Origin of the sequence: Novosphingobium sp. AAP1 (assembly GCF_001295765.1) — a bacterium.
GTDB classification, from domain to species: Bacteria; Pseudomonadota; Alphaproteobacteria; order Sphingomonadales; family Sphingomonadaceae; genus Novosphingobium; species Novosphingobium capsulatum.
This window is the reverse complement of the sequence record NZ_LJHO01000004.1, coordinates 23,288-42,516: the sequence shown is the minus strand read 5'-3', so window position 1 is coordinate 42,516 and position 19,229 is coordinate 23,288. Positions and strand designations below refer to the sequence as shown.

Below are 19,229 nucleotides of genomic sequence, written 5' to 3'. Positions count from 1 at the left end.
CGCACAGGTCAGGATGCTGCCGCGTCCGCATCGGCCGGGCTGCGCAGCGAGGCGAGCAGGACGGCCAGTTCGCTCTGGCGGGTCACGCCGGTCTTGGCGAAGACGTGCTTGAGCTGGGTGCGCACGGTGGCGGGCGAGGCGGCGTGGCGCTGGGCGATATCTGTGGGGGACAGGCCCTGGGCCACCGCGCGGGCGACGCGGGCTTCGGCCGGGGTCAGGTCGAACAGCGCGCGGATTAGGTCGGCGCCGGGTACGCTGGGATTGCCGGCACTGGCCAGGATGATCACCGCGCCCGCGCTGTCAAAGGCATCGTGGCCAGCCCCGCGCAGCGGCACGAGGTGCAGGGCATGGCGGGCCAGGCCGGCCGCGTCGCGCAAGGGCAGCGAGGCACCGCCGGGGTTGCCGCTGCCGGCCTGCAATCCCATGATCGCGGCGCGCAATTGGCTGTCGCATGCAGGGTGCATGGCGCGCAGAGCGCCGGCGCGCTGGGTCAGCAGGTGGTCCATCGCCTGGGTGAAAAGGGCGTTCATCGCCTCGATCCGGCCAACCGGATCGATCACGGCTGCGGCCACGCTCACCAGTTCCAGCGCACCGACCGCGGCCGACAGGCGCTGCATCCGCAGTTGCGCGCTCAGCGCCAGGGCGCGGGCGAGGTGCGGCCGCAGGCTGTCGAGCTGGCGCGCCGCCGTGCGCGAGGCGGCATGGCTGGAAAAGCCTTCCACTGCCAGGATCAGGCCATCGTCCCCCGCGCCCTGAACCAGCGTTGCCGCGCCGGCGTCGGCACGGTGCGGCGTGAGGAATTGCGCATAGATTGGCAGCGTCGCCAGTTCTTGCGCGGTGTGCAGGTCGCTGTCGGTCAGGAAGCCGGGATGCGCGCCGCGTTCCATCAGGCGGCCCACGCGCGTGTTGTGGGCGTTGAAGCCCTGCTCCATGAACGCCTCGGTCATGGCGCGCACGCCATCGGTGGAGGTGATCGCCATGCCTTGCGGGCCGATGCGGATCAGGTTGCTGCCTTGTGCGCCCAATCGCTCGGCCAAGGACTGCAATACCGCCAGCCAGCGTTCGGGCACGGCCGCCGCTTCATAGATATCGCCGATCAGCCCCGCATCGAACATGCCCGCCAAATCACCTGCCCGCCGTTCCCCACGGTAAGGTTAGCGCAGATTGTGACAGGAAAACAGCCGGCCTGATCAGAGCTGCCGCTTTTCGAGATAGGCGCGGAAGGCCGCGATGCTGTCGGGCACGTTGGCCCGGCCAAAGCCGATACGGAACCGGTCGGTGGGGACGGGGCCCAGTTCGGAATGATAGATGCCCGAAGGCAGCAACAGCACGCCGGCCTGGGTCACCAGGTCTTCGCAGAACGCGTCCACCGTACCCGGTCCGCGCCAGCGCGGATAGCCCACGCAGCCGCCATCCGATCGCGTCCATTCGAACAGGTGCGGATAATCGGCAAAGAACGCATCGAGTAGTGCAAGGTTGGCGAGCACCAGGGCGTTGTTGCGCCCAACGATGCGCTCGCCTGCACGCAGGGCGATGATGCCCAGCGCTTCGCTCGGCGCAGAGTTGCAGATCGACAGGTAGTGCTTCATCCGCTCCATGCGCGAGAGCAGTTCCTGGTCCTGGCAGGCGATCCAGCCGATGCGCAGCCCCGGCAGGCCATAGGCCTTGGACAGCACATTGAGCGACAGGCCGCGCTCATAGATATCGGCCACTTGCGGCAGGTGCCGCGCCGGGTCGGGGCCGAGCAGGCGATAGACCTCGTCGCTGAAGAGCCAGATGCCGTGGCGGCGGCACAGCGCCACCAGCCCATCGAGCGTGGCGCGATCGGGGATGCAGCCGGTGGGATTGTGCGGAAAATTGATCGACACCAGCCGCGTATTGGGGCGGATGGCGGCGGCCACGCGATCGAGATCGAGCCGCCAGCCCTGGTCGGGATTGAGCGGGACCCCGGTGACGGCGCAAAGCGAGAGCGGCACGGTTTCGGCGGCCTGGTAATTGGGCGTGATGACGATGGCGTGATCGTCAGCCCCCAGCAGTACGTGGTTGGCCACATAGATGCCTTCTTCCGCGCCGGCAAAGCACAGCACGTTGTCGGGCGTCATGGTGTCATAGGTGCGGGCGATTTCCGCGCGCAGCACCGGTGCGCCGAACGTCTGGGTATAGCCCAGCCATTGCGCATCGAAGGCGGCGGCATCGGCCGGATCGGCCAGCGCCAGCAGCTCGCGCACCGTCATGCTTTGCGCATCGGATGCGGTCAGATGGTGGCGGGCGGCAAATTCCCAGTGCGAGAAATAGGCCTCTAGGCGGAAATCGGGCAGGTTCATGCGCGCGCTCAATTGCCCAGGGCCACAACGCCGCCGGTCGAGCCAAAGCCACCAGCCCCGCGCGCGGTATCGTCCAGTTCGCCCACCTCGAGCCAGGTGCCACGCACCACCGGCGCCAGCACCAGTTGCGCCACGCGATCGCCGCGCTGGATCGAAAAGCTTTCGCTGCCGTGGTTGATCAGGATGACCTTGAGTTCGCCGCGATAGTCGCTGTCGATGGTGCCGGGGGCATTGGGCACGGAAATGCCGTGCTTGAGCGCCAGCCCAGAACGCGGCCGCACCTGGATTTCAAACCCGTACGGGATCGCCAGGGCCAGGCCCGTGGCCACGGCATGGCGGGCGCCCGGCGCCAGGTCCAGATCCTCGGCCGCAACCACGTCCATCCCGGCAGCACCATCGGTGGCATAGGCAGGCAGGGGCAGCCCCTCGCCATGCGGCAGGCGCTTGAACATGATGGGGACCGGGCTTGAATGCGATGAGACGGTCATGCGGGTGTTCCGTTGGCAAGGGTGTGGGCGATGCGGGCGACGATGGCCTCGGCCACGGCGTCCTTGGGCATTTCGGGCAGGCTGTCCACGCCCTCGGCATCGATGATGTGGACGGTGTTGGCCGTCCCGCCCATGACGTCGCCCGAAACGTCGTTGGCCACGATCCAGTCTGCCCCCTTGCGCGCGCGCTTGGCCACGGCGTGGGCAATGACATCGTTGGTTTCGGCGGCAAAGCCCACCACCAGCGCGGGCCGGCGCGGATCGCGGCACAGCGTGGCGAGGATATCGGGGTTTTCCACCAGGGCGAGCGGCGGCGGGGTGCCGCTGCCATCCTTCTTGAGCTTGTGCGCCGGGGCATCGGCGGTGCGCCAATCGGCCACGGCCGCCACCATCACCGCCACGTCTGCAGGAAGGGCTGCGTTGACCGCCGCGGCCATCTCGCGCGCGGTTTCCACGTCCACGCGATCAACGCCCGCTGGCGTGGGCAGCGTGACCGGCCCGGCCACCAGCGTCACGCGCGCGCCGGCCTGCGCGGCGGCGGCGGCAATGGCAAAGCCCTGCCGCCCGCTCGATCGGTTGGCAATATAGCGCACCGGATCGATCGGTTCGTGGGTGGGGCCGGCGGTGACCAGAACATGGCGCCCGGCTAGCGGGCCAGGGGTGGGTGCGGCGCACGGGCTGGCGCTGTCGGACAACGCGCCTTGTATCGCCGCCCAGATCGCCTCGGGTTCGGGCAGGCGGCCGGGGCCGAATTCGCCGCAGGCCATCGCGCCGACATCGGGTTCCACCACGCTCACGCCCGCTGCGCGCAAGGTGGCGACATTGCGCACGGTGGCGGCATGCTGCCACATGCGCACGTTCATCGCCGGCACTGCCAGCACCGGCTTGTCGGTGGCGAGCAGCAGCGTGGTGGCAAGATCGTCGGCAATGCCGGCGGCCATGCGCGCCAGCAGATCGGCCGTGGCCGGGCACACCACCACCAGGTCTGCCTGCCGCGACAGCTGGATATGGCCCATTTCCACTTCGTTCTTCAGATCCCACAGCGTGGTGTGCACGGGGTTTTCGCTGAGCGCGGCCAGCGTCATCGCGGTCACGAAATGGGCGCCGCCCTCGGTCAGCACGCAGGTGACATCGCCCCCGCCCTTGCGGATCAGGCGGACGAGTTCGCAGGCCTTGTAGGCGGCAATGCCGCCTCCGACGATCAGCAGGATGCGGGGAGAGGGCGTGGGCGCGATCATGACGCGGCTTGTGCCGCCTTGGCGGTGCGGGCGCAAGGTTTCCTACCGTGATGGCTGGAAAACGGCGGATTTGCGTCGTTCATTTTCTTTGCAAGCTGTCCGAAAGTTTGTCAGACTTGCGACAAATAGAACAGGGCGTTGGAGAGACTCGATGCGTGTGGTGCTGACCGCGCTCGTGCTGCTGGCCGGGCTGGTGGATCTGATCATTGTCGGCTCTTCGCTGCTGACGCCGCATGATGGCGCCGAATTGGCGCGCGCGGCGCATGGTCTTTCGATCATCCGCGCGCATTGCACTTCGTTCTTCAGCGTGGCCGCCGTGGCGATGATCGCCGGCGCGCTGTGGCGCAACGGCGATCTGCTGCTGGTGCCCACGTTCATCTTCATCGGCGCCCTGGCCGAACGGCTGGTCAACCTCGTCGCCTTCGGCACCTATGCCAACTGGCTGCTGCCGATGGTGCTGGACGTGGCGCATATTGCCCTGCTGCTGGGCGCGCGGCACGCATTCCGCCAGGCTGATGAAGACGCGGTGCCTGCACCTGCCCCCGCGCCGCATCACGCCAACCTGGCCTGAACCGCGATGCCGATCCGCTTTGCCCTGACGGCGCTGGTATTCCTGCTCGGCCTGTTCGATGTCTTCATGGCCGCCTCGTTCCTGTTCACGCCCCACGCCGGTGCGGCGATCCTGGGTGTGAGCGCGGCGGTTCCGGCCGGCTGGGCCACGATCCGCGCCGATTTCACCGCGTTTTTCGGCGTGGCGGCGCTGTGCATGATGGTTGGCGCCTGGCGCCGCAACGGCGACCTGCTGCTGGTGCCGGGCCTGCTGTTTGGCGTGGCGCTGCTTGGCCGGGCGCTCGATCTGGCGCTGGTTGGCGCCTATCCGGGATGGGCCCAGCCGATGGCGGTGGAAGCCTTGCACGTCATCGTGCTGGGCGCGGCCTGGCGCATCCTGCCGCACCACCGCGTGGGGGAATTGGCAGGGTAGGGCGCTTTTCGCCCTTCGACAGGCTCAGGGCGAACGAAGCCAGAGTGCAAGGAACTGTCTCCGATCCCCGTTCGGGCTGAGCTTGTCGAAGCCCGCCAGCGCTACGCCCGAGCCGCCTTGCCACTCCATCGCCCCGCCCAGCGCAGCACCGCCTTTTGCGCCGGTCGTTCGATCCAGCGGTGCGAGGCAAAACCGGCGGCGACCGCGGCCACCAGGAAGAAGATCAGGAATGCCGGTTGCTGCGCGATCGCGCGGCTGCCCAGCGTGGCATCGATCAGCAGTACCAGCGCCACCTGCATCGGGAAATGCCACAGGTAGATGCCATAGGACGCCTCGCCCCACTGCCGGCCAAAGGCGAGCAGGTCGCGCTTGTCGGCCAGGTCGATCGCCAGCGTGGCAAACAGCACGGCAAACGTGCCCGCCAGGATCGTGGCGTCTTCGGCGTGGTAGCGGGTGGTGGCGATCCAGGCGGCGGCAACGCAGGCCACTGCGCTGCCCAGCAGCACCGGCACCGGCAGCCACCCCCTGAGCGCGGCAGCATAGACCGCCACGCCCATGAAGAAATAGCCGATGCAGGTCAGCACCGGCTCGTCGGGCCAGCCCAGGAAGAACAGGCGCAGGACGATCACGGCCACCGGCAACGACACCAGCAAGGGCGCGCGGCGCATCGCCGGCAGCAGCACCCAGAACGCCGCATAAGCGAGGATTTCGGTGGAAAGCGACCAGCTTGGCCCGTTGAACGATTGGTTGTGCTGCCAACCCCAATAGTGCGCCAAGGGGATCGAGAGCAGGAAATGCTTCCAGTCCTGCTCGTGATAGATGAACGCCGTGCCGTTGATGTGGGTGTAGATCGCCTGCAACCCGGCCACGATCACCAGCGTCAAGAGGTGCAGCGGCCAGAGCCGCGCCACGCGAGCCAGCCAGAACCGCTGCATTGCCGTGCTGTCGGCAAAATAGACATGGGCAAAGACAAAGCCCGAGACCGCCCAGAAATACTGCACCGCCATGTGGCCATAATCGAACAGCCAGCGCAGCGGGTGATAGAGCGGGATCATCGCGGCGCGGTTGACGTGAAAGCCATAGCCGACCGGCGGCACGAAGAAATGCTGGTAATGCCAGAACAGCACGAAGAACGCGGCAATCACGCGTGACAGGTCAAGCGCGTTGAAATGGCGCTTGGCCAGCCGCAGCCCGGGCAACGGTGCCGGGCGCGGTGCAGGACCGGCAGCCGCGTTCACGGATGGCGATGCCAATCATCGGCCGGCGGTGGCGGCGGCATGTCGTGCGGATGGGGCGGATGCGGATGGTGCCAGGCCTGAAGCCCCAGCACTGCCGCTGCACCCAAGGCTGCGGCCAGGACCAGCCCGGCCCAGCCACCCGATCCGCCTTGCGCCTGGCCATCGCGGCGCTTGCGCTCCCACATCAGGTCGACATGGGGCAGGGGTGGGGCTTCGGGCGCACCGCCCTTGGGCGGGAAGCGTTCCTCGATGCGGCGGATCAGGGCGGGCACGCGCAGCAGCGTGGCGGCATCATCCTGCACGCGCTGGGCGATCGCGGCTTCCGGCCCCAGTTCGTCGCGGATCCAGTTGCGCACGAATGGCGCTGCCGTTTCCCACATATTGATATCGGGATCGAGCTGCTGCGCGATCCCTTCGACCATCACCATGGTCTTTTGCAGCAGCAGCAGGTGCGGCTGGGTCTGCATGTCGAAATCGCGGGTGATGGCAAACAGCCCGTCGAGCATCTGGCCAACCGAAAGGTCTTTCACCGGGCGGCCGCGCATCGGCTCGCCCACCGCGCGCAGCGCCGTGGCAAACTCGTCCACCGAGTGATAGCTCGGCACGTATTGCGCCTCGAAATGGATTTCGGCCACGCGCTTGTAGTCGCCCGTGGTCAGGCCATAGAGAATTTCGGCCAGCCATTGCCGCGCCTGGCGATCGATCCGGCCCATGATGCCGAAATCGATCGCGGTGATCGTGCCATCGGCCTCCACGAACAGGTTGCCCTGGTGCATGTCGGCATGGAAATAGCCGCCGCTGATTGCCTGGGTCAGGAAGGCCAGCACCAGGCGGCTGGCCATTTCCTTGCGATCGTGGCCGGCGGCATCGATGGCGTCGAGATTGCTGATCTTGACGCCATCGATCCAGTCCAGCGTCATCACGCGGCCATTGGTGCGGTCCCAATCGATGCCGGGCACACGATAGCCAGGAAAGGCGTGCATGGCATCGGCCAGTTCCGACGCGCTGGCCGCCTCGCGGCGCAAGTCCACCTCGCGCGCGGTCCAGCGCTTGAAATTGGCGATGATCAGGCGCGGGCGCAGGCGCCCGGCCTCGCCGCCCAGCGCTTCCAGATGCGCAGCGGCCCATTCATAGGTCTCGATATCGCGGGCCAGCTTTTCGCGCACGCCGGGGCGCAGCACCTTGACCGCCACCTTGCGCCCGTCGGCCGTCCACGCCTGGTGGACCTGCGCGATGGAGGCGGCGCCGACCGGTTCTTCGTCAAAGCGCGAAAACAGGCTTTCCAGCGGCCGCTCGAAACTCGTTTCGATCTCGCGCCGGATCAGCGCGAAATCGACCGGGGGCAGCTTGTCCTGCAGGGCGAGCAGGTTGCGCGCCGCTTCCTCGCCCACCAGGTCGGGCCGGGTGGCCAGCGTTTGCCCCAGCTTGATCGCCGCCGGGCCGATCGCGCGAAAGGCACCGGCATAATCGGGCACCACCGGCTGGAGCGTGCCGAACCGGGCGATGCGGCACAGCCGGCGCACCGGCGCCGGGGTGTTGGGGCTTTCTTCCAGCAGGCGCAACGCGCCGTGGCGCGCCAGGATGCGGCCCCAGCCCAGCAGGCGGCGGATGTGGGTGGCAGGACGGGTCACGGCAAAGGCGCTCGCTTAGACTTTCCAGCCAGAGTGGATTGCCACCAGGCCGCCCAGGATCGGCTCCACCTTGGTGTGGCGGAACCCGGCGGCTTTGATCATGCCCTCGAATTCACCCATCTTGGGAAAGCGGCGGATCGATTCGATCAGATAGCGATAGGATTCGGCGTCGCCGGCAATGGCCTGGCCGATCTTGGGCACCAGCTTGTGCGAATAGGCATCATAGACTTCGGCAAAGCCGGGCCACTGCGTGGTGGAAAATTCCAGGCAGAAGAACCGCCCGCCGAACTTGAGCACGCGGTGCGCCTCGGCCAGGGCCTGGTCGATGCGGGTGACGTTGCGGATGCCGAACGCGATCGTATAGGCATCGAAGAAACGATCGCCGAACGAGAGTTCCTCGGCATTCTGGCGCGACCATACCAGGCCGTCGATGCCGCGCTCCATCGCTCGCTCGATGCCTACGTCGAGCATGTCCTGGTTGATGTCGGAAACCGTGATCGCGGCGCCCTCGCGCGCCATGCGAAAGGCGATGTCGCCGGTGCCGCCGGCCATGTCGAGGATCTGCTCGCCTTCGCGCGGTTTCACGCGGGCCACGAAGCGGTCCTTCCACACGCGGTGCATGCCGACGGACATGGCATCGTTCATCACGTCGTACTTTTTGGCGACGCTGGAAAACACCGCACCGACGCGGGCGGTCTTTTCCTCAGGGGTGACGTCCTCGTAACCGAAGGACACGCTATCCGGGCTGGTCATGGTTCAGGGCCTTTAAAGGGGAATTGCCGCAGGCGCAAAGCATGATAGCAGGAGCGCACGATGCCCGAACTACCAGAGGTTGAAACCACCGTTCGCGGGCTGGCGAGCATTCTTGCCGGTGAGACGATTTCCCGCGTATCCGTGCGCCGCGCCGATCTGCGCCGTCCGTTTCCGCCAGACCTGGCGCAGGCGCTGACCGGTGCGCGCGTCAGCGGCCTGTCGCGGCGCGCCAAATATGGCCTGATCCACACCGACCGCGCGCGCACCATGGTGTTTCACCTCGGCATGTCGGGGCGGTGGCGAATCGACCCTGACGAGATCGGCAAGCACGATCACCTGGTGCTCGAAACCGGCAACGGGCATGTCCTCGCGCTCAACGATGCGCGGCGTTTCGGCTCGGTTGACCTGGTGGACGACGACGCGCTCGATGCCTGGGCGCCGTTTGCCGCGCTGGGCCCCGAGCCGCTAGGGCCGGGGCTCACGCCGCAGCACCTGGCCCGCGCCTTTGCCGGCCGCATCGCCGCGATCAAGCTCATGCTGCTTGACCAGCGGATCGTCGCCGGGCTCGGCAACATCTATGTGTGCGAGGCGCTGCATCGTGCGCGCATCCATCCCGAGCGCGAGGCCGGGACGGTCACGCTACCCGCGCTCAAGCGGCTGGTGCCGGAAATCCGCGCCGTGCTGGAAGAATCGATTGCGGCGGGCGGATCTACCCTGCGCGATTATGCCCGGCCCGATGGCGAACTGGGCTACTTCGCCAAGGATTTCCTCGTCTATGGCCGCGAGGGCGATCCATGCGGCTGTGGCCGGCCAGTGGCGCGCGTGGTGCAGGGCGGCCGATCGACGTTTTTTTGCAGCGTGTGTCAAAAGTAACATTGCCGAGGTCGATTTCTCTTTAGCGGCTCGTCTGTTACACCACGCCTTCGGGTCAAAACAGGTTGGGTTGCCTTGGTCGGATCGCTGTCTCATCGTATCCTTTTGCTGTGTGCGGCGCTGGCCGGGCTGATCATGATTCTGGCCGGCGCCCTGCTGGCCGTGACGGTGCAGATGCACAACAACCTGGGCTGGCTCGATCACTCGTCGCGCGTGCTGCGCACGGCCAACCATGCGCTGGGCAGCCTGCGCGTGGCCGAATCCGGCCAGCGCGGCTTTACCCTGACGCACAACCCCGATTTCGCCCGCGCGGTTGGCCCGGCCCTGGCGGCGGCAAGGCGCGACAGTGCGGAACTGGTCACCCTGACGACCGACAACGGCGAACAGAACGAGCGGGCGCGCCAGTTGCAGGTGCTGGTCAATGGCCGCGCCGATACGCTGGAGGCGACCGCCAACCTGGCGCGCCGCGGCGCGTTCGACCAGGCGCGCGCGGCGACAGCGGCCGGGCGCGGGCTGGAACTGATGCAACTGGTCGATGCCAAAGTGAACGACCTGCTGCTCGACGAGCGGGCGCTGGCGGGCGATCGCATGGCGGCGGTGGAACAATTGCTGCGCGTCACGCGCTGGCTGGTCATTCTCGGCACGCCGTTGACGCTGCTGATGCTGGCGCTGGTGGCGCGCTCGCTGATCCTGCGCATCCGCCGCCCGGTGGGCGCGATGCTGGCGGTGATGGGCGATCTTGGCGCCGGGCAGCGCCACGCGCGCATTTCCGGCGAAATGGGTTCGCGCGAGTTCGAGCGGCTGGCCAGTGGCTACAACGCTATGGCCGATGAACTGCAACGCGCGGTGGCCAACCAGGCCGAAGCGGCCGAAAACCTTCGGGCGGCCAATGCCGCGCTCAGCCACAATGCCGATACCCTGCGCGAACGGGGCGAGGTGATCGAGATCCTCGGCGGCATGGCGCATCGCATGCAGGCCGCGCGCACCGACGATGAACTCGCCGCGATCATCCGCGTGTTCGTGCCACGCGTGCTGCCGCAGATTCCCGGCGCGCTGTTCGTGCACAACAATTCGCGCAACTTGCTGGTGCCCACGGCCACCTGGGGCGGGCTGGAATCGGAGCAGACCGGCTTTGCCCCCGAAGAATGCTGGGCGCTGCGGCGCGGGCAAAGCCATTATGTGGACGAGCCCGGCTCTGACATCGTGTGCCCGCATGTCGGCGCCGGGGCCGATCACTACCACTGCGAACCGCTCCTGGCCGGTGGCGAGGTGATCGGGGTGCTCTATCTCAAAGGCACGATCGGCACCGAAAACCGCTTTCGCCTGGCAGTGTTGAGCGAGAACATCGCCTCGGCCCTGGTCAACCACCGCCTGCAGCGCGGGCTGCGCGAACAGACCATCCGCGATCCGCTGACCGGGCTGTTCAATCGCCGCTACCTGGAAGAAACGCTGGCCCTGGAAATGGCCCGCGCCTCCCGCTCGGGCGCGCCACTGACCGTGGTGATGTGCGATATCGACCACTTCAAGCGCTTCAACGACGAATTCGGCCACGATGCCGGTGACCAGGTGCTGCAGACCGTAGCCGCCGAACTGCGCCGCCGCTTCCGCGATGGCGACGTGGTCTGCCGCTTTGGCGGCGAGGAGTTTGTGGTGATCGCGCCGGCGACGGACGCCAACGTGCTGTCCGCCAGGGTGGAAGAAGTGCGCCAGGCGATCAGCCTGCTGACCGTGCGCCAGGGCGAACGTGCCCTCGGTTCGGTCACCATGTCGTTCGGCCTCGCCACCTGGGCGCCCGGCATGGACCGCGAAGGCGTGGCCCTGCTCAAGGCCGCCGATGCCGCACTCTACGCCGCCAAGCGCGACGGCCGCAACCGCCTGGTGATCGACCCGCAAGCCTTGGCGGCCTGAGGCATCGGCCTGCTGCACAGATGGCGCAGAGCCACGGCGTGGTGATTGGTTTTGGACTGATTTGGGAGGGTAGCGGGAATCCAACGGAAAGAAATTAAATGCTTATAATCAGCATTTTAGTGAAAACGGTATTTCGTGTAGTCCCCCAATTAGAACCCGGGAATCGTTGGCTGTGATTGGACTGCCATGGACTGGAATGGGTGGTGATTCGTTGTCCAGCGTTGCCGCAATGTTGATGACATCTAAGCGATGGCGGCACGCCGTCTGGCCCTTATCCGGTCTTCTGAGGGGATGCTGCGCCCTGCAAACTGTCCTGCCGGACAGACTATATGCCATTCCGAACGACGAGGTCTGGGACACTCCGGTCGTTCCAACGCGGTGACCTAAATATCCGCGGTTCTCAGAATGGTGCAAGCCGAACGCCAGTTCGCAAGGGGACTTAAGCGAGCAGAACTATCCAAGCCGTGGCCTTGGAGGCTCAGACTCTAGATCGGAACAATTCACCGTCGCAGCAAACGCTGTTTCTGGCAGGGACGGCTCGAAATTGTCATGACTATTTCAATAGATGGACCTCAATAGCTCGTACTATGCTCGAGAATCCCTTCCCTTGCGAGTACAGCAATGATCGGCCGCCACGATGCTCGCGAATGAAATCCGTAGCTGCGTGCTTTGCCGATAACCAGGTCATCACAAAGAGATCGGAATTCTCCGCAAGCGCGCGCAGCCGGGGGCTACCGCCGTGATCGGCATTTGTATCGACCGTTACTGACGGCGAGATCTCCTCCAGCACAGCCTTGGCTTGCCGGCTTGAGGATTCCGTCAGCGAATAGATGGCGATGCGCAAGCCATCCAGGCGGCTAGCCAAGCCATCATCCACGGGCTCAACATCGGTTGCCGGTGTTACCGGTAGCGACCAGCCGAGTTCGCTCGACAACAATCTGACCGCGATCCGCTGAATGCGGGTAAGGCGGCCAAAGATTGGAACGATGCGCGCAAGAATGCGATGTAGGAACGTCTCGCGGGCACTCGCATCGGGCGTGGCGGCGTTCATGAAACCCTCGACGAACTCCAGAACCCAATAGATCATATCGACGCCAAAGCCGTCACCTGCGATCTCGTCGATATCTGCAATCAGGTCGCGATAGGTCTTTGGGTCAACACCCGAGGCCAGAAGCCCATTAACCAACACTTGGCTCGACTCGTAAATGGTTGTTCCGCGCGCACTTCCGAGCGCAAAGAGAGTCAATATCCCACTATAGACCGGCGACAGAGCAGGTCTTGGGAATTCGTGGTCCCTCTGCAGCCAGGCGACCAAATAGGGCAAGGCCTGAGTAGTTCGACTAGCGGCAAGCTCATCGCCTTGTACCTTTTCGAGTGCCGCGACAAGGGCACGCACCGCGACTGGATCACCCGTCGATGCGCCGATCTCCCACTCATCCTTGCCGCGCCGCGCAATATCGAGTGCGTTGGCGAAGGCTGGATCCCCGGCGCGATCAAGCCAGGCCGTCCATGATGTCGGCGGCGCGATATTCGCCAACTCATCGGTCGCCTGCACGATCGGTCGGAACGGCATCGTCTCACGCAGCAACGCCAATTCCTCAGGACTGAGCCGTGACATTGCTGCCATTGCATCGGCAAGGAGGTCTATGCTGTCGACCGCATCAGCTTGTACCAGCGCTTCACGCGCGGCATCGATCGGGGTAACAACCTCGCCCCCTTGAGGCGCGAGCGGCGGTTGGGCCGGCAACAGGTCTGCGATCCAGCCCAAGTCCCGCACCCGGTCGGCAAGGATGGCGAGCAGGTCTATGCGATCGGGATCTGAGAGTGTTTGCAGACCGAGGAGCCGCCATCCACCTACCCGCAACCCTACCGTTGCAGCGGCGAGACTCATCGACTGGACAAAGGACTGGACCGAACTCTCGAACGCAGCACGCGTTTCAGCCACATTCCCAGCGTCGAATGGTCCAGCAATATGGGTTTGATACAGTGCTTCCAGGAGGATCGCGGAGATCGCCGGCGTCCTGCGGGCGGCGCAGAGGCTCGGGAATTGGGGGAGGTCAACGATTGTCGCCCAGTCCTCAAAGACGGCGAGCAGTTGTACTTCGAGAAACTTGACGTTGAGTGCGTCGAGACGGAGTTCGCTGCGAAGGCGGTCAAGAATGCCGGTGGCCGCATCGCGGCCCCCGACATTGAGATAATCCTGGAACCGCGCAAGCAGCCAAGAGGTCGGGACCGGGGCCGAGCGCTGCAAGTCGGGCGCGCGCGCTAGCGTTTCGCGCGCGCGAGCGAGCGCGCGCAAGGCCGCAACGCGTGCGCGATTGTCGGCCGGCAAGCGCATGATCGCGGTGACAGCGGGCGCGGCAAGTTGAAGTCGGGCGCCAATCGGATCGACAGCCGCGAACGGCTCTGGCACGCCTTCAAACCCGGTGAGCGTCGGTCCGGCGAACGCCAGCAGGACGGGCTTGAGCCGCCGCCAGTCGGACATGGTCGGCGCCGCAACATCAATCTGCATCGATCCGGCACTGTCGATTACAGGAACGAGCGCACCGGGAAATGTCTCCGAGATCACCGATTGGGTCACGTCCGCGCATAATGCCGCGAGTTCATTGCTCGCGCTCGCGCATGGTTGGAGCGCGACGAGATCTGCCAGCACGGCCCGCGCCGCGTCAAGGTTCGGGCCGATCATGCCATCTGGCTTTCCCAGCGCGATTCAAGCTCGATCGATTGCTCGGCGACCGCCGCCGGGTCGGTCCGAAGTACGAGATGTTCGCCGTTAATCGAAACGCCGTTGAGCGTGAGATTCATTGAGCCGCTCAAGAAGTAGTCGGCACCGAGCAGGCCCTTGGCGTGGAAACTCTTCTCCACGGTCCATTTGATCTGATCGCCGTAGCGCGCCTTGAGCGTCTGAAGGCGAGCGATGAAATAATCATTGTGGCCGTCGACGCGGATCACCAGCCGAAGTTCGACGCCGCGGGCGAGTAGAGCACGGAGCACCTGCGACAAGCGGATCGGCGCCGCCGGCCAATCCGGCTCGAGCGCTGCGAACTCGCGCGCAGAATTGTCGATGATCTCGACATCGCTGATCCAGGCGAAGAACAGCCACAGCTTCGGGCTGGGATGGATGAGTTCGGCGACGAACAGGCTTTGAAACAGGTCGCGGACTGCCCGCGACTGTGTCGGGCCATGGAGGTCGCGTGACGGATAGAGCATCAGACCTGCTCCCTCAGGGTCAGCGTCGCGAGAATCCGGCCATCGGCGCGTTCGACCCGCTCGATGGCGGGGAAGAACTGAAGCACACCGACGCTGACAGGGGTCGCCGAGAGGCGAACGAGGACGGCGCGGAACAGCCGGGCCTCGCCCGCATCCGCAATGAGCCGTGCCGTACCCTGGGCCTCAAACGCGGATGCTAGCAGGATCTCCCAATTGGGATTGTTGAAGGCGATCGTCGCGATCGCCCGGCTTAGCAGCAGATTGCGGACGACAGCGGGGTCGGTCGAACGCGTCTGCCGGAACGGATGGTAGGACTGTAGAACGCGCTGACGCACTTCATTCGCGCGCGGCCAGAGCAAGCTCGTGATTGCCGACAGGACCGTAACATGCGCGACGGCGGCCGCCGGTAGTGTCGCCGCGAGGAATGCCCGAACGGCGCTCGAAAGTGGGGCGTCGCGGCTCGCGATATAGGCATATTCGCGTAGGCCGATGGCAATGCCGAAACGGTCCTGCGTCGCATCCCAATGCGTTTGCAGGTCGAGCAGCAATCGATCGAGTTGGGGACCCGAGCCGGCGCGCAGCAGGCGATTGTTGAGCGAAACCGACAGCGCATGGCTCAGATCGATCCCACCGCGCTGCGCGAGCGTGTGTGAGAGCGTCCGCCACAGGATCGCTCGCTCACCATGCGAGTTCGTCGCACGCAGTTGCGTAACCTGTTCCCTGACCTCGGCATGGTCGATGGCGAGGGTTAGGATCTCACGCAAACTGCCATCGACCAACTCCAAGTCGCTGGGCGCAAGCGCCGCGTCGAGCGCGGAGAAGAATAGGCGCGGTTCGGAGGCAAAACGGTCGGCAAAGGCTTCGAGGACACCGCCGCCGCCAAGTGTCGTCTCGCTGATCCAGATACTTGCGACATCGGACGTTGCATCATCGCGGATATCGACGAGGAGGGTGTCAACGGTGGCCTGTCGCGGTGCCGCCGCGATGCACGCTTGGAGCATCGCCTCGCCGAGTGTTTCGAGGATCAGGCGACGAAGCCAAGTGCCGAACATCGCGGGATCGACCGCGACTAGTTGCGCGGCAAGCGCGCGCAACCTGTCCCGGACGACCGGACGACCGAGTTGCTGGAGCAGCGCCTGCTGCAAGCGCCCTCCTCCGCCTGCCGCACCGGCGCCAGCAGGTCCGCCGGCGGGATGCCCGCCATTTCCATCCGCATCATCGGCGGTATCGGCATCTTCGGTATCGTCGCTGTCGGGCAGCGTCGGCGCCATCGCGCCGAACACATCGTCCATGACAGCACCGAACACGCTCTCGATCCGGTTTTTGTCAAACAGGTCAGCGATCGTCTCGGCAAGTGGGCGATCGTTGGTCGCGGCATCGGCAAGCAATGCCGACAATAGGAACTGGACCAGCCATTCGCGCTGAAATTGGTTTAAGTCGTCCGGCAGTTCCGGGTCCAACCGGATCAGGTCACGAACGTAAGCGAGTTTGCTCGCCGCGAGGACATCGGGGGGCAAGCGATCACCGCTCAGCATGTCGGCATGCGGCAACGCGAGATCGAGGCGGAACCCGTCGACCTCGAGTTCGAAGCCGACCGCAGCGGGTCGATTATCATCGCTGGTGAAGGTCAGCGTGACGGGAAAATCGGCCTGTAACGTTCGGACATTCGCCTGCGCCGTCCCGGCGAAGCGCCGGACACTCACACTCGAGTGGAACCGGTGCAGATGGAAGTCGATGGCGCGGACATATTGGCGCCATTCCGACCGCGTGGGGACCGGCACGCCGAGAGCATCACCATTGGCGACGATGTCGGATTGCCAGACGAGTTGTGCGTTGCTGCTCGGCAGCGCCTCGGTGCGAGCGGCACGTTCGAGGCGTACGGTCCACGGTCGGAAGACGAGGAGCGGCGTTCCGCCGACATGATCATTGAGGCTGCCGGTAAAGCTGCCGACGAACTCATGTTCGGGCGCGTAGTCGCTGATCCGACGATCCTGCTCGGGAAACGCTGGATCGACCGGAATCCAGTGCGACAGTGCGCCGCGCTCATAGGCGAAGCGGCGGGTCACGCGACCTGGCACGAATTGATTGAGCGCCTGGAGGATCGGCATCTGTTCGACTCGCTCCTCGTGATTGACCGTCGCGGGCGGGATGATGACCCGCACTTCCGGCAAGCTCAGGTCGCTGAACAGGTTGCGCGGGACGAAATCGGGCAGTGGATGGTGATCGATCTGCAGATCAAGCGTCGCACCGGCATGTGGGGTCGCGAGTTGCCAGCCGCGGAACAGCCGCCGGACCAACGTGGGCACCGCCTCGAGCAGAAGCGAGCGCGGCGCTTCCCAGAGCAATGTTTCGGCCGCCGGTCGATCGATCCCGAGCGCTCCCATCAGATAGCTGCGCAGATCGTCGATGGTGGCGGCGTCGCCTTGCACCAACTGGGTCAGCTTAGCGCGGGTCCGATCGAGAACGGCACGCTCAGCGGGACTCGCCTGCGGCAGCGGGCGGCTGAGGAGGTTCCATTGCCAGGCCTTCTCATAGCCCACGGTGGTCGTTGCCAGCCAATCGAACAACGCGAAGACAGCCTGAATCTTCATCACATATGGATTGCGGATCGGGAGATATTGCGGCTCGAGCGAGGGATCGAACAGATGCTCGAACGCCTGGTAGAAAGCGCGGTCCCGGCCATAGTCGGACAGGACAGTGAGCGTGATCGGGCGCATCGCGCGATCGCGGCCGGCGCGTCCCTTGCGCTGCAGGAACGACGCCATACTGCGCGGCGCCTTGTGCTGGATGACCGCGCCGACGAGCGGGTCGTTGAACCCGACCTCAAGCGCAGCAGTCGCAACCACAATATTGGCCGATTGATTGACTCCGGCGTCCTGTGAGGTGGTCCGCCCGACGACCAGGCGGTGATCGAGCGGATGGCCGATGTCCTCGCAGATCCGCCAGCGCTGGCCCTCGACATCGCGAACCGCGGCATCGGGCCCGGCCCGGCGGATGTTCGCAAGGGGCATGCGCGCCGCGTCGGGTCGACCGAAAATCGTGAATGCCTCGGCGTCGCGCAGATCGTCGTAGAGGCGGTTGGTGACGTCGAGGTCATCGGTGAAAAGAAAGGCGCGCCGGCCAAAGGCGCCTGATACGTTGGTCGCGCCGGGCGGATCGAGCAACCGAGGCAGCAGCATCGAGGTCTGGATCGTCGTAGAGAGCAGCGACGTGCGTGAGGCCGGGTCGCCACGTAGCAGGATTTGGTATTCGGCGCCCTGTTCCTCGTACTCCTCGAGCGTCGGCGTGATTTCGACGACGTCATCCAGGGCCGCGCCGGTCAGATCAGAAAAGAAGCGCGCCGCATCGCCGAGCGTGGCGGAGAGACCGACCCAAGAGATCGGTGCCGCCAGTAAATGCCGCCATCGCCGCAAGGTCAGCGCGGCTTGCGCGCCGGTTCCACCCTCATAAGTGTGCACTTCGTCGAGCAGCGCCAGCAATGGCTTGCGCCCAAGCGGGAGACCGATGCCGAACAGGCCGCGCATCCAGTGATCGGACAGGCGCTGGTTCAGAATCTCGGTCGTGGTGAACAGGATGTCGGGCGGAACGCGCTGCAACCGGGTCCGGGTCAGCACGATCTGCTCGTCGCCGATCATTTGGCCGCAGCCGGGTTGAACACAGGCCAGCCGCTCGGTGGTGGCGGCGATGTCAGCGCCGCGCCAGACAAGCTCGTCGTCGCAGCGCGGACAACGCATCCAGGGGCAAACAAAGTCCTCGCCGCGCCGAACCCAACTCTTATCGATCAATTCCTGCCGGGTTGCACGGGTCGGTGTTTTGCCGAACAAGGCACCGATGATCAGCGGTCGGCGCCCGTGCGCGGCAAGCGTCTGATCAATCGTCCGCGCCATGCGGAACGCTTCGGCGAACTGGTCCTTGAGCAGCTCAATTCGCGGGTAGATCGCGATCGCTTTAACCCAATGATCGGCGTCGATCGATTCACCAATGCGGATCATTCCGGGCAGGTAGAAAGCGATGGTCTTGCCACTTCCGGTGCCAGCGGTGACGATCGTGCCGCCATCGTCGGTCGCGGCTGACAGACGCAGCGCCGCGCGCTCCTGAAAGCCGGCAAGCTTCATTCCGTCGCGCGAGGTCAGCGTCCGCCAGAGGTCCTCACGCAGTTGTGACCCGCCCAGCACCGACGCATGCTCGATGAGGATATCGGCGGGCAAACGCCGTCGCTCGGGAAAGCGCCGCGGCCGGCAGTCCACCCGAAAGTCGGCGACGAGCGACGGAGCACCCTGCCAGGGCTTGTTGGGGAAGAGTTGCCGGTTGGCAGCCAGCAGCCGCATCATCTCGGCAAAGCGCGACCGGATACGAACGTCGCCGCCGACGCTCGCCATCTCAAAGATCAGCTTGGCATCGATCAGTTCCTCGACGAGATCCTGCCCGTCAGCGCCATTTACTCCTGCCGCCGCGCAAACCTGATCGCCGAGATCGAAGGCTTCATCCTCGCTCAGAGCGCCATCGGTGAACCCCCATTCGAGGGAGCGCATCTCAATCGCCTCGATGCGGTCGAGCACCGCGAGGGCATGGTTAGACACGGGC

At 65.4% G+C, this 19,229-nt stretch carries 14 protein-coding genes; 4 read left to right on the top strand and 10 right to left on the bottom strand.

The features are described from left to right. Positions 1-8: 8 nt before the first annotated feature. The 4 genes from IP65_RS09910 to coaBC form a co-directional block, all read right to left on the bottom strand. The gene (locus tag IP65_RS09910; protein WP_054131610.1) at positions 9-1,115 is read right to left on the bottom strand and encodes a helix-turn-helix transcriptional regulator; all 1,107 of its coding nucleotides are present in this window, start codon (positions 1,113-1,115) and stop codon (positions 9-11) included. A 75-nt stretch (positions 1,116-1,190) separates the two neighbouring features. Next, positions 1,191-2,324: a pyridoxal phosphate-dependent aminotransferase gene (locus tag IP65_RS09905; protein WP_054131840.1), complete on the bottom strand. Its 1,134-nt coding sequence runs from the start codon at positions 2,322-2,324 to the stop codon at positions 1,191-1,193. An 8-nt stretch (positions 2,325-2,332) separates the two neighbouring features. Beyond that, positions 2,333-2,776, bottom strand: coding sequence for a dUTP diphosphatase (gene dut, locus IP65_RS09900; protein ID WP_231627640.1), 444 nt, complete (start codon positions 2,774-2,776; stop codon positions 2,333-2,335). A gap of 32 nt (positions 2,777-2,808) precedes the next feature. After that, positions 2,809-4,050: a bifunctional phosphopantothenoylcysteine decarboxylase/phosphopantothenate--cysteine ligase CoaBC gene (coaBC, locus tag IP65_RS09895; RefSeq protein ID WP_054131608.1), complete on the bottom strand. Its 1,242-nt coding sequence runs from the start codon at positions 4,048-4,050 to the stop codon at positions 2,809-2,811. A 151-nt stretch (positions 4,051-4,201) separates the two neighbouring features. Between coaBC and IP65_RS09890 the strand changes: the two genes are divergently transcribed. Both IP65_RS09890 and IP65_RS09885 read left to right on the top strand, forming a co-directional pair. Further along, positions 4,202-4,621, top strand: coding sequence for a hypothetical protein (locus IP65_RS09890; RefSeq protein WP_054131607.1), 420 nt, complete (start codon positions 4,202-4,204; stop codon positions 4,619-4,621). Between the two features lie 6 nt (positions 4,622-4,627). Next, positions 4,628-5,032, top strand: coding sequence for a hypothetical protein (locus IP65_RS09885; RefSeq protein ID WP_211183227.1), 405 nt, complete (start codon positions 4,628-4,630; stop codon positions 5,030-5,032). 101 nt (positions 5,033-5,133) lie between these two features. On the opposite strand, the gene IP65_RS09880 is transcribed toward IP65_RS09885, so the two are convergent. The 3 genes from IP65_RS09880 to IP65_RS09870 are packed head-to-tail and all read right to left on the bottom strand — an operon-like array spanning position 5,134 to position 8,654. Further along, positions 5,134-6,231, bottom strand: coding sequence for an acyltransferase (locus IP65_RS09880; protein WP_231627639.1), 1,098 nt, complete (start codon positions 6,229-6,231; stop codon positions 5,134-5,136). A gap of 35 nt (positions 6,232-6,266) precedes the next feature. Continuing rightward, positions 6,267-7,901, bottom strand: coding sequence for a 2-polyprenylphenol 6-hydroxylase (ubiB, locus tag IP65_RS09875; RefSeq protein ID WP_082350071.1), 1,635 nt, complete (start codon positions 7,899-7,901; stop codon positions 6,267-6,269). 15 nt (positions 7,902-7,916) lie between these two features. After that, a complete protein-coding gene (locus IP65_RS09870; protein ID WP_054131605.1) occupies positions 7,917-8,654 on the bottom strand; it encodes a class I SAM-dependent methyltransferase in 738 nt (245 codons plus the stop codon). Positions 8,655-8,714: 60 nt separating this feature from the next. Between IP65_RS09870 and mutM the strand changes: the two genes are divergently transcribed. Continuing rightward, a complete protein-coding gene (gene mutM, locus IP65_RS09865; RefSeq protein ID WP_054131604.1) occupies positions 8,715-9,527 on the top strand; it encodes a bifunctional DNA-formamidopyrimidine glycosylase/DNA-(apurinic or apyrimidinic site) lyase in 813 nt (270 codons plus the stop codon). Positions 9,528-9,662: 135 nt separating this feature from the next. Next, a complete protein-coding gene (locus IP65_RS09860) occupies positions 9,663-11,435 on the top strand; it encodes a diguanylate cyclase (protein ID WP_197279246.1) in 1,773 nt (590 codons plus the stop codon). Between the two features lie 553 nt (positions 11,436-11,988). Here the strand turns inward: IP65_RS09860 and dpdD are convergent. Genes dpdD through dpdJ form a run of 3 tightly spaced genes read right to left on the bottom strand, consistent with a single transcriptional unit; the run spans position 11,989 to position 19,225 of the window. After that, positions 11,989-14,121: a protein DpdD gene (gene dpdD, locus IP65_RS09855; RefSeq protein ID WP_054131603.1), complete on the bottom strand. Its 2,133-nt coding sequence runs from the start codon at positions 14,119-14,121 to the stop codon at positions 11,989-11,991. Continuing rightward, positions 14,118-14,645: a phospholipase D-like domain-containing protein DpdK gene (gene dpdK, locus IP65_RS09850; protein WP_054131602.1), complete on the bottom strand. Its 528-nt coding sequence runs from the start codon at positions 14,643-14,645 to the stop codon at positions 14,118-14,120. Before dpdK ends, dpdD begins: the two co-directional genes overlap by 4 nt. Continuing rightward, positions 14,645-19,225, bottom strand: coding sequence for a protein DpdJ (gene dpdJ, locus IP65_RS09845; protein WP_197279245.1), 4,581 nt, complete (start codon positions 19,223-19,225; stop codon positions 14,645-14,647). The genes dpdK and dpdJ overlap by 1 nt, the downstream gene beginning before the upstream one ends. Positions 19,226-19,229: the final 4 nt, after the last annotated feature.